The sequence below is a fragment of the Pseudomonas sp. NFX224 genome (assembly GCF_048565165.1).
Lineage (GTDB): Bacteria > Pseudomonadota > Gammaproteobacteria > Pseudomonadales > Pseudomonadaceae > Aquipseudomonas.
Window position 1 is genome coordinate 1492436 of the sequence record NZ_CP183416.1, and the last position, 12892, is coordinate 1505327.

Sequence of the window (12892 nt, forward strand, 5' to 3'; positions counted from 1 at the left end):
CGCTTCTCGATCAAAACCACCTTCATCCATTACTTCGATTTTTGTGCAGGCTTGCGGCCCATATCGGGTTTAGGCTCTTTATCGACAGTCGTGGTGGTGGTTTTCCCACCTTTGCGACCGGCTTCAGACGCCTTCGTTCGATCGTTGGCGAAGTTTCCCGAGTTCGAGTTTCTTGAGTTAGGCATGATTCTCTACCTCTTGTTTTTAGTCGCGGCGAGCGGGGGCCCGCATAGAATCTGAATTTTCGCGCACCAAAAGGTTTAGAAAACCTGAAATCGCCACGACGAACGGTGGCGAAATTTTCAGACGAGCCGCAGGTGATGCTCACGTTTGGCGGTGTACATCGCTTCGTCGGCGTGACGGAACAGCTGATTTTCTTCCGTGCCGTGTTCGGGGTATTGGGCCACGCCGATGCTCGTCTGGATGTTCAGGCTATGACCATCCAGACGCAGCGGTGCAGCCAGCACCTGACGGATTTTTCCGGCCACGCAGTCGGCATCGCCCGAGGCGTGAATGCTGTGCAGCAACACCACAAATTCGTCACCACCGATGCGCGCCACCGTGTCGGTTTCGCGTACGCAGCCCTTGAGCCGATTGGCCACGGTTTGCAGGAGCATGTCGCCGACCGCATGGCCGTGGGTGTCGTTGACCTGCTTGAAGCGGTCGAGATCGACATACAACAGCGCCATGCGTCCGCACTCTGCGCGGGCTGCGTCCATGGCTATCTTCAGCCGGTCACGCAGTAATTCGCGATTAGGCAGTTGGGTCAACTGGTCGTACTGGGCCATGCGTTGCAGCCGCGCGTGCAATTGCTTGCGCTCGATCGCCGTGGCGACCTGGGCGCAGACGTACTGCAACAGCTCTTTATCCTGCTCGGTGTAGCGCTCGCCGCCGGGAATGCTTTTGACGATCAGTGCGCCGATGGTGCCGTTTTGCGAATTCAGCGGCACACCGAGCCAGCAAGGCGAGTTCGGCCCGGACACTAGCACTTCGAAGCCCTCGGGTAGATTTTCCTGGTCCGGGGTCAACAGGATCGGCAAGCCGCTACGCATGACCTCGGCGCACAGACGCCCGGTGATCGTGCCTGGCTGTTCGGGTTCTTGCTCGTGGTCGTCGACGTGATAGGGGAAATTCAGCTGCGCGCAATGTTCGTCATACAACGCCACGGAGAAATTCAGCGCCGGCAACCACTCGCCGATGATCAAATGGATGCGTTTGAACAGCGCCAGCAAGTCCTCCGCCGCATGCGCCGCTTCGGAAATCGCATACAACGCCGCTTGCCGGGACTCGGCCTGCTTGCGCTCGGTGATGTCGCGGGCGACGGCGATGCGCAGTTGATCGACCTCCGACCAGCGCGCCGACCAAAGGATATGCACCACCTGGCCATCCTTGCGCAGGTAGCGGTTCTCGAAATTGAGTTTGGGTTCACCGCCCATGATTTCGCCTGCGGCATCAAGGGTGCGCTGGCGATCGGCCGGGTGCACCAGTTCGATCATTTGGCGACCGATCAGTTCGTCGGGGCTATAACCGAAAATGCGCTCGCAGGCGGCACTGACAAAAACGAAGCGACCTTGTTTGTCGACCGCGCAAACGGCGTCCAGCAAGAGGTCGATGTAGCTCGCGAACGGAGCGGAGTTTCTGGTGGTCATGGTGCCGAGCGCGTGTCCGAACAATGCAGCAATAGAAAACCATCCCTGCCCCGTACGTGTGCAACTGATGCAGCCCTGCAATCAGCGTCAAGCCTTGTTCGTCACCAGCCCCGGCAGTGCATGGGCCAAAGCGTTGATGGCGAAACCGATGAACATCACCCCGCACAACCGGGTAATCGCCAGTTCGTGGCGTTGGTACAACGTGCGCACCCGGCGCGCGCCGACGATGCCGATGAGGATAGCGTAGGCGAAAAGTCCGCCGACGAAGCTCAGGAAGGTCAGCCATGGCAGCATCGACCAGGTCAGCAACTCGGCGCGGCTCGACAGCAATGCGGTGAATGTGGCCACCGCCACCGGGTACGCCTTCGGATTGGTCAGGCCGAACAGAATGCCGTGCCAGAACGGTTGCCGCGCCGGGCCTTGCGGCGCCTCGGCGCTGTTACGACGAGCCCGCACCGCGCGCCAGCCGAGCCAGAACAGATAGAGCCCGCTCAGCACGCCCAACACGTCAAACGCGGTGCTGCCGATTTCCCGCGCGCCGACAATCGCCACCAGCGCAGTGCTGCACCAGACCACATCGCCCAGCAAATGCCCGCAAAGAAACCCCGCCCCGGCCCGTCGCCCATGCGCCGCACCGATGCCAAACACCGCCAGCACGCCCGGTCCCGGGGTGATGCCATAGATGAATCCCGATGCGAGCACGGCCATCAGCAGCGAGGGGGTCATGGGAAGTCCTTTTGAACGATTGGCTGAATGGGCGCCAGTCTATATCAGGTCTTTGGTTGCTGACTGACTGATCGTCGAAGAACTTCCTCAGCCTTCGATCCCCTCGGCAATCCGCTCATTCAACCAATTCAACGCCTGATCCCCACCCCGCCGCTTGTGCCACACCAACACAAAGGTAAACGACGGAATCTCAAACGGCGGTGGTACGACAATCAAGGTCGACTCATCGATGTCGCGCAAAGCCCGGGAGGCGACGGTGAGGATCAGGTCGGTGCCGCTGATGAATTCCGGGGCGACGCGCCAGTGCGGCAGGCTGACGGCGACGCGGCGGCGTTCGCGCAGGCGGGTCAGGGCGCGCTCGATTTCCGGGGTGCCGCTGCCGCGCATTTCCAGCAGGACATGCGGGCGACTTAGATAGGTGGTCAAGTCAAGGATGCCGGTTTCAGGCAGGCTGTTGCGGTCCACCAGGCAGGCGTAGTGCTCTTCGAACAGCGGGGTGCTGCGCAGCTCGCTCGGTAATTCTGGAAATACCGCAGCGGCAATATCGATATCACCGTTGAGCACGCCGTCGAGCATGCCTTCGCGGCTGGCATGGCTGATTTGCAGGTCGATGCCCGGCGCTTCACGACGCAGTGTACGGATCAACCCTGGCAGGACGATGGCGGCGCCGTAGTCGGACATCGCCAGGCGAAAGGTGCGCTTGGCGGTGGCCGGATCGAAAGCGTTGGGCGCCAGCAGCGATTGCACCTGGGCCAGGGCTTCGGCCAGCGGCGCCATCAGTTCCAGTGCTCGCGCCGTCGGCACAAGGCTGGCACCGGCACGCATCAGCAACGGATCGCCGAGCAAATCGCGCAACCGCGCCAGCGCATGGCTGACCGCCGGTTGACTCAGGTGCAAACGTTCGGCGGCACGGGTGACGTGCTGCTCGCTGAGCAAGGCGTCGAGGATCACCAGCAGGTTGAGATCGACACGGCGCAGATCATTCATCTTATGCATGCTCTGAATACCAACACGGAATTTAAATCTGCGCGACGAATACTCTAGAGTCCAGCAAAACCTGTTGGAGAATGAACATGAGTACGTTGCATTGGGCCGGCCTGTTGCTGCTGGCCGCGTTCGCCGGGGCAGTGGTGCCGTTTCAGAGTGCGATCAACGTCAATCTCGGGCGCGGGTTGGGTCATCCTTTGTGGGCGACATTGGCCTCGTTGGTGGTGAGTATTCTGGTGTTGTTGCCGATCATGCTGGCAATGCGTTTGCCCCTGCCCTCGCTGGCATTTATCAGCAAGGCACCGCTGTGGATGTGGGCCGGTGGCGCGTTCGGCGTGTGTTTTATTTCACTGGCGCTGGTGTTGTTGCCCAAGCTCGGCGCATCGGGGTTTATGGCGTTGGCGCTGGCAGGGCAAGTGGTGGCTTCGTTGTTGCTCGACCACTTTGGCTGGTTTGGGTTGGTGGAGCGGCAGGTGTCATTGCCCAAGGTCTTTGGGGCGCTGTTGTTGATTGGCGGGGTGGTGCTGATTCAGTTGGGTGGGGTGGCGGGGAAAGCAGTGGTAGCGACTTCTTGAAGATCAAAAGATCGTAGCCTCCGGCAGCGCCTACGGGGATGCGTGGTCCCTGTAGGCGCTGCCGAAGGCTGCGATCTTTTAAAACTTGTCGAGGGTCCGCAATTTCTGCGGCAGCCCCCACATCAGCAGCGCCACCGCGATCAGCGCACAGACACCAATGACGTACAGCGCCGGTGTGGTGCTGCCGGTCAGGTCCTTGATCCGGCCGACCATGACCGGGCTGACGATGCCGCCGAACTGGCCCAGGGTGTTGATCACCGCAATCCCGCCAGCGGCCCCCGCGCCGGCACCGGCCAGCAGTTTGGGTGGCAGGGTCCAGAAGCTCGGGATGGAGGCGATGATCCCGGCGCCGAGCAGGCCCAGCGCGACAATCAGGAACGTCGTGTGGTTGGCGAAGATCCCCGCGCTGAAGAAGCCGATGGCCCCCACCGCGACCAGACCGGCGACAAACTTGCGGCGTTCGCCGCTAGCATCGGACAAGCGACCGATCACCACCATGCTGATCGCGCCACAGATGTACGGAATGGCGGTCAGCAGACCGATCATCACCGGGCTCTCGGTCCCTGCGCTGCGAATCAGTTGCGGCGCCCAGAAGTTCAAGCCATAAGACGCCACCTGAATCAGGAAGTAGATCAAGCCAAGGGTCAGGAAACCGGGAATCCGCAACGCCGCGAGCAGCGAGCCGCCACTCTTGTGGGGTTCATGGTGAGCGATGCGGCTGGCCAGCAGCGACTTCTCCGACGGCGTCAGCCAATGGGCGTCTTCGATGCGGTCCTTAAGCAGGGTCAGCACCAGCAAACCGAGGCCGATGCACGGCACGCCGCCGAGCAGGAACAACCAGTGCCAGCCGCGCATGTCCATGAAGCCGTCGAGATGTTGCAGCACCAATCCGGAGAACGGCGCACCGACCAGACCGGCGAAGGCCGAGGACAGAAACAGCATCGAGGTGATGCGACCGCGATAGTGCTGCGGGAACCACAACGTCAGGTAATACAGCACGCCCGGCGCAAAACCGGCTTCCATCGCGCCGATCACGAAGCGCAGTACGTAGAACTGCCATTCGCTGTTGACGAAGACCATCAGTGCGGTCGCAAGGCCCCAGGACATCATGATCCGGGCGATCCAGCGACGGGCGCCGACCTTGTACAGCATCATGTTGCTTGGCACTTCGAAAATCACGTAACCGACCACGAACAGCCCGGCGCCGAGGCCATACGCGGTGTCGCTCAGGCTCAGGTCGGTCTGCAACTGGAACTTGGCGAAGCTGATGTTGATGCGGTCGAAAAACGCGAACAGGTAACAGACCATGATCAGCGGCATCAGGCGCCAGGCGACTTTGCTGACCAGGGCTTTTTCTTCATCGTGGCTAACGGCCGGGCTCACGCCGGCCTCCAGTGCATTGAGGCTCATTGCGGTTCTCCAGGCGGACTTCCCTTGGGGTGTCCGATTGTTTTTGTTGTCTGGTTGAAGTGCTTTTTACTGTGGGGTTTGGCCTGCTCGCGACAGCGGTGGGAGAGTCGACATCCAGGTTGAATGTCAGTCAGCCATCGCGAGCAGGCTCGCTCCTATAGGGATGGGTGTCAGGTGGGGATCGGGTGCAGGTCACAATTGCGCCCGGCCTTGGCCAGTTGGCCGGGCACTTCGTGGCCCAGCAGCGCCGGCAATCCTCTGGAAAGCTTGAGCAGCAGCGGCAAATCGATACCGGTTGGGATGCCGACTTCATCGCACAAATTGACCAGGTCTTCAGTGCAGATATTGCCCGACGCACCCGGCGCAAACGGACAACCGCCGAGCCCGCCGAGTGCCGCGTCGAAACGCCGGGCGCCAGCCTCGTAAGCCGCCAGCACATTGCACAGGCCAAGGCCTCGGGTGTTGTGGAAATGCAGGGTCAGATCCGCTGGCGACACCCGCTGCAACACCCGCCGCACCAAGCGGTCGACCTGACGCGGGTTGGCCATGCCGGTGGTGTCGGCCAGGCTGATACCCTGGATGCCGAGTTCCTGATAGGCCTCGACGATTTGCAACACGCGGTCCTCATCGATCTTGCCTTCGAACGGGCAGCCGAACGTGGTGGCGATGCTGGCGTTGAGGCGCACCTTGGAGCCGTGCACGAAATGTACGATCTCGCCGAACGCGGTCAGCGAGTCTTCGCAACGCATGCGCATGTTCGCCAGGTTGTGGGTCTGGCTGGCGGACATCACCAGGTTCAGTTCATCGGCACTGCACGCCAACGCCCGTTGCGCGCCCTTCAGATTAGGGATCAACGCGACGTAGATCACCCCCGGTTGCCGGGTGATGCCCTTGAACACCGACTCACCATCGCGCAACGCCGGAATGGCTTTGGGCGACACGAACGAACCGGCTTCGATGCGGCTGAATCCCGCCAGCGACAGTTGATCGATCAAGGCGATTTTGTCGACGGTTTCAACCCATGTCGGTTCGATCTGCAAGCCGTCGCGCGGGGAGACTTCCTGAACGATCAGGCGCTCGGAATAATCAGTGATCATTGCACCACTCCTTCGACTTTCAGGCGTTGGATGTCTGCTGCGGTCAGGCCCAATTGCGCGAGGACACTGTCGGTGTGCTGGCCCAATCCGGGACCGGACCAGTTCACGCCACCAGGGGTTTGCGAGAGCTTCGGCACGATGCCCGGCATCTTCACCGTGGCGCCGCCCGGCAGTTCGGCGTTGAGCAGCATGTCCCGCGCTTGATAGTGCGGATCGGCGACGATATCGGCCACCGAATAGATGCGCCCGGCCGGGACTTCGGCGGCTTCCAGCGCGGCCAGAACGTCGTCGATGGGCAGGCTGCTGGTCCAGTGGGTGATGGCCGCGTCGAGCAATCCGCTCTTGGCTGCACGTCCGTCGTTGTGAGCGAACTCGGGGGCGTCGGCCAGATCGCGGCGGCCGATGGTTTCCATCAGGCGCTTGTAGATTGGATCGCTGTTGCCGGCAATCACCACGTAGGCACCATCGGCTGTCAGATAGGTGTTGGACGGCGCGATGCCCGGCAAGGCACCGCCACTGCGCTCACGCACATGGCCGAGCATGTCGTATTCCGGCACCAGGCTTTCCATGACGTTGAACACGCTTTCGGCCAACGACACATCGACGATTTGCCCGCCGCCCTGCCCGGTCTTGACCCGCAGCAACGACATCAGCGCGCCGATCACCGCGTGCAGCGACGCCAGCGAATCACCGAGGCTGACGCCCACCCGCGCCGGTGGCGAACCGGGGGTGCCGGTGGTGTAGCGAATCCCGCCCATGGCCTCGCCGATGGCACCGAAACCCGGACGGTTGCGGTACGGGCCGGTCTGGCCATAACCGGAAATCCGCACCAGCGTCAGGTTGGGGTTGAGGGCATGCAGCACGTCCCAGCCGAGGCCGAGTTTTTCCAGCGCGCCGGGGCGCAGGTTTTCGATCAGCACGTCGGCGCTGGTCGCCAGTTGCTTGACCAGTTCGATGCCTTCGGGGGATTTCAGATTCAGTGCCAGGGATTTCTTGTTGCGCGATTGCAGGTACCACCACAACGAAGTGCCTTCGTGCAGCTTGCGCCATTTGCGCAAGGGATCGCCCTGGCCCATGGCTTCGATCTTGATCACTTCGGCGCCGAACTCGGCGAGCATGCGCGCAGCGAATGGCGCGGCGATCAGCGTGCCGATCTCGATCACTTTGATTGCACTCAAGGGGGCAGTCATCGCGGGGTACCTCTAGTTGTTCTTGGAATTGCTGCCAAGGCTAGAGGACCGGGGGCAAAGGAATCCAACCTTCAGTTGGCAACGGGCGTTCGCGAAATGCGAACGCTCAAACATCCCCTCGCAAATGCTCAAACAACATCCGGCTCACCGGTGACAGCAACGCCTCGTCGCGCACCACCACGATCAAGGCGCGATCCGACCAGTCGTCGGTCAACGGCACCGCCGTCAGCCCCAGTGCCCGGCCAAACAATTCATAAGCCCGCTGCGGTAGCACGCCGATGCCCATATTGGCCTGGACCATGCGGCACATGGCATCGAACCCCGGCACATGGATACGCACCCGCAACATTTTGCCGGCCTCCCGCGCCGCCGCGTGGGTGCGCATGTTGATGGAGCTGGCGGCGTGCAGGCCGACGTAATCGCTGGCCAGCGTGTCGGCAAAGGCCAGGCTCGAACGGCTCGCCAAAGGATGATGCGCGGGCATCAACACCACCAGTTTGTCCTGCCGATACAACACGCTGTGCAGCCCTTTGATGTCACTGTCGATTGAGCAGATCCCGAGATCCGCCACGCCATCCAGAACCCCCTGAATCACCCCGGCGCTGGGCCGTTCTTCGAGGTCAGTCTTGACCTGCGGATGACGCTCGGAAAAGTCCCGCAAGTCTTCGGGCAAGAACTGAATGATCGCCGACAAATTGGCGAGCATCCGCACATAACCGCGCACGCCGTGGCTGTGCTCGTCCAATTCCAGGCCCATTTTCTCGACGTTGAACAACATTTGCCGGGCGTGGTGCAACAGGGTTTCGCCGGCAGGGGTCAACGTCATGCCTTTGGCCTGACGCACGAACAGGCTTATCCCCAATGCTTCTTCCAACTCCATCAAACGCTTGCTCGCCGCCGACACGGCAATCGCTTCGCGCGCGGCGGCACGGGTCAGCGTGCCCTCTTCGTGGACGGCGACAAACAGTTGCAGGGTGATCAGGTCGAGGCGGCGGATCAGGCTTTTTTGCAGCATGGGGGGCTCGATGGCTTGGTGTTCATCTGAGTCGGCAGGATAGCCCTATTCAAGCCAGGGCCGCCAAAGCAAATGGACCACAACATCATCAAGCAACGCCCTACACATAAATCTCTCGTAACACTCAAGCGTACCGGAATCAGCCGATTAAAAGTCCTGCACGCGCCACGTAAAGTCTGGAAATACACACGGACAGTTACATCACTCAAGGACGGATTCATCCCAATGGACCAGACAGCATTTGCGGCAAATACCTTCACCAACTATCGAAAACTGATTTCGCTGGCAGATCATGACTGGGAAACCGCCGAAGCCGGAAAAATCGCCGGACTCAATGTCGAGATCAAGAGCGCGAACCGAGCACCTTGTCGTGCAGTGCCGCGAGTGCCGGACTGCTACCGTTACTGGCCAGTGGCGTGATCACGCAGAATCGCCCGCCCGTTATGGTTTTTGACCGGATGGCTCATTACTCGATGAACCATCTCAAGGCCGCTTGCGCCGATGAAACCAAGGTGGTGACCTGCCCGAGCAACGACATGGACTATCTAGAGAAGCAGTGCCGACAACACCCGAAGGTCGCGTACGTCGCCGATGGTGCCTACAGCATGGGGGGCGTGGCGGACCTGGATAGTCTTTTGTATTTGAAGAACCGCTACGGGTTGTTTCTCTACATGGACGATTCGCACGCGCTGTCCGCCATAGGAAAATTCGGCGTTGGACTGGTACGCCCCAGGCTTCACTCGTTGGACGATAATTGCCTGATCGTCGCATCGTTGGCGAAATCTTTTGGCGCCAGCGGTGGTGTAGTCATGCTGGGCAGTGAACGGCAAAAAAAACTGATTCAGCGCTACGGCGGCCCAAGCAATTGGTCACAAAGCCTGAACAGTGCGGCCATTGGCGCGGGCAGAGCCTCTATCGTCTTGCATCGCACGCAAAAATTTATCGCGTTGCAGGAAAAGCTTCAGGCCAACATCCAGCTCTTTGACAGCCTTATACAAACCGACCAGCGCCAAAGCAACATGGCCATTCGGTTGGTTCCCTGCGGGCAAGCGACGTTGGCGAACCGCATTGCCATTAAACTGGCCGATCTCGGTTTCTTTACCTCGGCTGTTTTCTTTCCGGTGGTTGCGCAAGGCAATGCCGCCATCAGAATCACCCTGCGGGCCGATATGGAACCCATGCTGATTCGCCATTTTTGTGGACTCATCGCCGAGCTGCTGCAGGCTCACGGTCGGGATGTCTGCCGCTGATCCCAAGGACGATTCAATGAAGAGCACCACCACCCTCCTCGTCACCTGCAGCACAGTGTTTCTCGCTCAATTGGGCATGAGCATTTACCTGCCGGCATTGCCCGACATTGCACGCGAACTGACTGTCGACGCTTCGCTGGTTTCATGGGGGTTGGCGGTGTATCTGATCGGCATGGCCCTGCCGATGTTGTTCTGGGGCAGCCTGGCCCAGCGTATCGGCCGCAAACCGGTGTTGCTGGCGGCACTGGGTATTTACGGTCTGGGAAATCTAGCTTTGCCCCTAGGCTCGACACTGGAGTCTTTTCTGGTCCTGCGCCTGCTTCAGGGAGTCGGGGCCAGCGGTATTTCGGTGATGGCCCGGGTGTTGATCCGCGACAGCTCCAGCGGTGATCTGCTGGCCAAGGCGTTGTCCTGGCTATCGATTTCCTTTGTGGTGGCACTGGGTATCGGCCAGTACCTGGGGTCGATCATTCAAGTGGCGTTGGGCTGGCCGGCAATTTTCTACTTGTTGGGAGGTGTCAGTCTCGCGATGGCGGTGGTCGTGGCGCGGATCACTTTTGCGACCCGCGTGGAGGAAAATGCCCGCTCATCCACCTGGCCCAGCTATTGGCAGATTCTTCGCCATCGGGACTTTCTGTTGCCGGCGCTGGCCGGGGGATTGGGCTACGGAGTAATCATTGCCTTCAACACCGCTGCACCCGTGATTCTGCAAGGACCGTTCAACTGGTCACCCATAGAGTACGGATTGTTGGGATGGCCCATCAGCGCGGCGTACTTTCTGGGGGCGCTGGGGGTCAACGGTCTGGTACTTCGCACGGGTCGGCTCTGGCTTATGACAGTAGGTGTCGGACTGGTGCTGGCCGGAACCGCCGTGATGTTGCTGGGGAGCGTAGCGGCCACCTCCATAGCGCTTCTGTTCTGGCTGCCGTATTGCTTAGCGGTGCTCGGGCAATCACTCAACTATCCCATCAGCCTGTCTTTGGCCAACGATGGCGCGCCGGTCGGCGGTGCCTATGCGATGGCGCTAAGCGGCTTCATCCATCAACTGATGGCTGCCACCATCGGGGCGTTGGCGAGTTTCATCGCCAGTGCGCAGGCATGGCCCTTGTCGCTGTTCTGCACCTTGCTGGCCTTGGGGGCAATGATCTGCGTGATGCTGACCAGGCTCCCCACGCGACCGTGATAAAGTCGCCGCCCATCAGCCCCTTTTTGCCGTGAGTCGAACAACGCAATGACCGATTTCCAGGATGTCGATGCCCAACTTGAAGACTGGAACGCCCTGCGCACGAGCGCCGCGTTCGGTGGCCTGCTGGTGGGCAACGGCGCCAGCCGCGCGGTGTGGGACGATTTCGGCTACGACTCTCTGTTCGAAAATGCCCGCACCGTTGAAGAAAAACCACTGAGCCCCTCGGAGCTGAGTGTGTTCGAGGCGATGCAGAGCCGCAGTTTCGAACAAGTGCTGAGCGCGCTGAAAACCACCAGCCGGATCAACAAGGCTTTGGCCGTCAGTTCCGCCGCGCCGCGCAATCGTTACTACGCGATCAAGGAAGCACTGATCAACACCGTGCATGCGGTGCACATCCCCTGGCGGTTGGTCGTGCCATCGACGCTGGCAACGATCAACCAAGAGTTAGCCAGCTATCGCACCGTGTTCACCACCAATTACGACCTGCTCAACCATTGGGCGCTGCAACACCAGCCCGAGTCGATCACCGATCTGTTCCAAGGTGCCGAACCCGCCTTCGACCTGAGCGCCACGGCCGCCCATAAAACCCGCTTGCTGTATCTGCACGGCGGCCTGCACCTGGTGCGCAACCAGGACGGCACGGCGCGCAAGCTGATGTCGACCGAGGGCACGTTGCTCGGTAATTTCGCCATCAACAACACGATCAAGACCCTCGACGACGTGCCGCTGTTCGTCAACGAAGGGCCGAGTGCGGACAAGCTCAAGACCATTCGCAGTTCGGATTACCTGTCGTTCTGCTACCAGCAGTTACTCGGCCATAGTGAGGGTTTGTGCATTTTCGGGCATGCGCTGGGTGAGCAGGACAGTCACATCATCCATGCCTTGCGCCTGGCGAAACCGGCCGTGGTGGCGATCTCGATTTATCCGCGCAGCAAGGCGTTCATCCAGCATCAGAAACGGCATTACGCGAAGGTGTTTGAGGGGACCGGGGTTGAGCTGCGTTTTTTTGATTCGAAGACGCATGCATTGGGTAGCTCGAAGCTGACCGTTCCAGTCGAGGTTTAGAACAAGATCAAAAGATCGCGGCCTTCGGCAGCTCCCATGTATGGAATCGATCAAGGTGGGTTTGCGCCAAACCGGGCTTGAGGTGAGTGATCCACGGTTGCCGGTGTTTCCGTTGGGCGAGGCGGGTCGTGCTCAGTTACAAGGGTTGATCGAAACCTTGCGTTAAAACACGGAACCTGTAGGAGCGAGCCTGCTCGCGATGACGACCTGTCAGTCAACATCACTGTTGAATGGACGGCCTCATCGCGAGCAGGCTCGCGCCTACAAGGGATGCGTGTTGGATTCAAAGCACAGGCAAGGTCTTGTCCTTGATCACTGTGGTCGGCCCATTGGCCTTCACACTGGCGATGCCTTTCTCCATCGCGGCATCGGAGGAATACGATTCGCTGCTGCCGATAATCTCGTGGTTACCGGCCTTCAGATTGAAATAAGGATGGCCATCCTTGGTGGTTTTTTTCTCGTAGCGCTCATCCAGCGGGCTGTTGGCCTGGACCGACGCGATGCCTTTGTCGGCTGCGGCGCGGGTGGTGTACAGCTCACTGGTCAGAATGGTTTCGGCATTCGCCGCCTTCAGCACAAACCTGAACTGACCACTGCTGCTTTTGCTCACTTCGTACCATCCGGACATGCTGTTTCTCCTTGGCGATTGAGAGATTGCGCGCTTCAGAGTAAAGACCAGCCTGGTGTTTCTGTCGCCTGTACTGGCCCTGTCACCAGCAGGCTGGCTCCCACATTTAACTGA

The 12892-nt window shown here is 60.3% G+C and carries 12 protein-coding genes and 2 pseudogenes; 5 read left to right on the forward strand and 9 right to left on the reverse strand.

What is annotated here, in order from left to right:
• Positions 1 to 29: 29 nt before the first annotated feature.
• From ACNYC6_RS06700 to ACNYC6_RS06715, 4 genes are all read right to left on the reverse strand, one after another.
• The gene (locus tag ACNYC6_RS06700; protein ID WP_007911485.1) at positions 30 to 185 is read right to left on the reverse strand and encodes a KGG domain-containing protein; all 156 of its coding nucleotides are present in this window, start codon (positions 183 to 185) and stop codon (positions 30 to 32) included.
• A gap of 117 nt (positions 186 to 302) precedes the next feature.
• The gene (locus ACNYC6_RS06705) at positions 303 to 1649 is read right to left on the reverse strand and encodes a diguanylate cyclase domain-containing protein (protein ID WP_419711628.1); all 1347 of its coding nucleotides are present in this window, start codon (positions 1647 to 1649) and stop codon (positions 303 to 305) included.
• 87 nt (positions 1650 to 1736) lie between these two features.
• Positions 1737 to 2375, reverse strand: coding sequence for a LysE family translocator (locus ACNYC6_RS06710; RefSeq protein ID WP_419711629.1), 639 nt, complete (start codon positions 2373 to 2375; stop codon positions 1737 to 1739).
• A gap of 87 nt (positions 2376 to 2462) precedes the next feature.
• Complete coding sequence (locus ACNYC6_RS06715; protein ID WP_419711630.1) at positions 2463 to 3371, reverse strand: LysR family transcriptional regulator; 909 nt, start codon at positions 3369 to 3371, stop codon at positions 2463 to 2465.
• A 77-nt stretch (positions 3372 to 3448) separates the two neighbouring features.
• On the opposite strand from ACNYC6_RS06715, the gene ACNYC6_RS06720 reads away from it, so the two are divergent.
• The gene (locus tag ACNYC6_RS06720; protein ID WP_419711631.1) at positions 3449 to 3937 is read left to right on the forward strand and encodes a DMT family transporter; all 489 of its coding nucleotides are present in this window, start codon (positions 3449 to 3451) and stop codon (positions 3935 to 3937) included.
• Between the two features lie 78 nt (positions 3938 to 4015).
• On the opposite strand, the gene ACNYC6_RS06725 is transcribed toward ACNYC6_RS06720, so the two are convergent.
• The 4 genes from ACNYC6_RS06725 to ACNYC6_RS06740 form a co-directional block, all read right to left on the reverse strand.
• The gene (locus tag ACNYC6_RS06725; RefSeq protein ID WP_419711632.1) at positions 4016 to 5347 is read right to left on the reverse strand and encodes an MFS transporter; all 1332 of its coding nucleotides are present in this window, start codon (positions 5345 to 5347) and stop codon (positions 4016 to 4018) included.
• Between the two features lie 170 nt (positions 5348 to 5517).
• On the reverse strand, positions 5518 to 6444 hold the full coding sequence (locus ACNYC6_RS06730) for a hydroxymethylglutaryl-CoA lyase (protein WP_419711633.1): 927 nt from the start codon (positions 6442 to 6444) through the stop codon (positions 5518 to 5520).
• Positions 6441 to 7634 carry a CaiB/BaiF CoA transferase family protein gene (locus ACNYC6_RS06735; protein WP_419711634.1) on the reverse strand — a complete coding sequence of 398 codons (1194 nt, stop codon included), beginning with the start codon at positions 7632 to 7634 and terminating at the stop codon, positions 6441 to 6443. Before ACNYC6_RS06735 ends, ACNYC6_RS06730 begins: the two co-directional genes overlap by 4 nt.
• Positions 7635 to 7740: 106 nt before the next feature.
• Positions 7741 to 8649 carry a LysR family transcriptional regulator gene (locus ACNYC6_RS06740; protein WP_419711635.1) on the reverse strand — a complete coding sequence of 303 codons (909 nt, stop codon included), beginning with the start codon at positions 8647 to 8649 and terminating at the stop codon, positions 7741 to 7743.
• 225 nt (positions 8650 to 8874) lie between these two features.
• Here ACNYC6_RS06740 and ACNYC6_RS06745 point away from each other — a divergent pair.
• The 4 genes and pseudogenes from ACNYC6_RS06745 to ACNYC6_RS06760 form a co-directional block, all read left to right on the forward strand.
• A pseudogene (locus tag ACNYC6_RS06745) lies at positions 8875 to 9899 on the forward strand (aminotransferase class I/II-fold pyridoxal phosphate-dependent enzyme).
• A 16-nt stretch (positions 9900 to 9915) separates the two neighbouring features.
• Positions 9916 to 11082, forward strand: a complete 1167-nt coding sequence (locus ACNYC6_RS06750; protein ID WP_419711636.1) for an MFS transporter — start codon at positions 9916 to 9918, stop codon at positions 11080 to 11082.
• Between the two features lie 48 nt (positions 11083 to 11130).
• Positions 11131 to 12150 (forward strand): DUF4917 family protein, encoded by a 1020-nt coding sequence (locus tag ACNYC6_RS06755; RefSeq protein WP_419711637.1) that lies wholly within the window; start codon positions 11131 to 11133, stop codon positions 12148 to 12150.
• 4 nt (positions 12151 to 12154) lie between these two features.
• Positions 12155 to 12316 (forward strand): annotated as a pseudogene (locus tag ACNYC6_RS06760) (dihydrodipicolinate synthase family protein); the annotation flags it as partial.
• Between the two features lie 117 nt (positions 12317 to 12433).
• Here ACNYC6_RS06760 and ACNYC6_RS06765 read toward each other — a convergent pair.
• On the reverse strand, positions 12434 to 12778 hold the full coding sequence (locus ACNYC6_RS06765) for a YegP family protein (RefSeq protein ID WP_419711638.1): 345 nt from the start codon (positions 12776 to 12778) through the stop codon (positions 12434 to 12436).
• Between the last annotated feature and the right edge of the window lie 114 nt (positions 12779 to 12892).

Excerpts from the sequence above, each read along its gene's own strand:
- ACNYC6_RS06750 (WP_419711636.1), top strand. The coding sequence starts at position 9,916 with ATGAAGAGCACCACCACCCTCCTCGTCACCTGCAGCACAGTGTTTCTC.
- ACNYC6_RS06740 (WP_419711635.1), bottom strand. The coding sequence starts at position 8,649 with ATGCTGCAAAAAAGCCTGATCCGCCGCCTCGACCTGATCACCCTGCAA.
- ACNYC6_RS06705 (WP_419711628.1), bottom strand. The coding sequence starts at position 1,649 with ATGACCACCAGAAACTCCGCTCCGTTCGCGAGCTACATCGACCTCTTG.
- ACNYC6_RS06720 (WP_419711631.1), top strand. The coding sequence starts at position 3,449 with ATGAGTACGTTGCATTGGGCCGGCCTGTTGCTGCTGGCCGCGTTCGCC.
- ACNYC6_RS06730 (WP_419711633.1), bottom strand. The coding sequence starts at position 6,444 with ATGATCACTGATTATTCCGAGCGCCTGATCGTTCAGGAAGTCTCCCCG.
- ACNYC6_RS06710 (WP_419711629.1), bottom strand. The coding sequence starts at position 2,375 with ATGACCCCCTCGCTGCTGATGGCCGTGCTCGCATCGGGATTCATCTAT.
- ACNYC6_RS06735 (WP_419711634.1), bottom strand. The coding sequence starts at position 7,634 with ATGACTGCCCCCTTGAGTGCAATCAAAGTGATCGAGATCGGCACGCTG.
- ACNYC6_RS06715 (WP_419711630.1), bottom strand. The coding sequence starts at position 3,371 with ATGCATAAGATGAATGATCTGCGCCGTGTCGATCTCAACCTGCTGGTG.
- ACNYC6_RS06725 (WP_419711632.1), bottom strand. The coding sequence starts at position 5,347 with ATGAGCCTCAATGCACTGGAGGCCGGCGTGAGCCCGGCCGTTAGCCAC.
- ACNYC6_RS06700 (WP_007911485.1), bottom strand. The coding sequence starts at position 185 with ATGCCTAACTCAAGAAACTCGAACTCGGGAAACTTCGCCAACGATCGA.
- ACNYC6_RS06765 (WP_419711638.1), bottom strand. The coding sequence starts at position 12,778 with ATGTCCGGATGGTACGAAGTGAGCAAAAGCAGCAGTGGTCAGTTCAGG.
- ACNYC6_RS06755 (WP_419711637.1), top strand. The coding sequence starts at position 11,131 with ATGACCGATTTCCAGGATGTCGATGCCCAACTTGAAGACTGGAACGCC.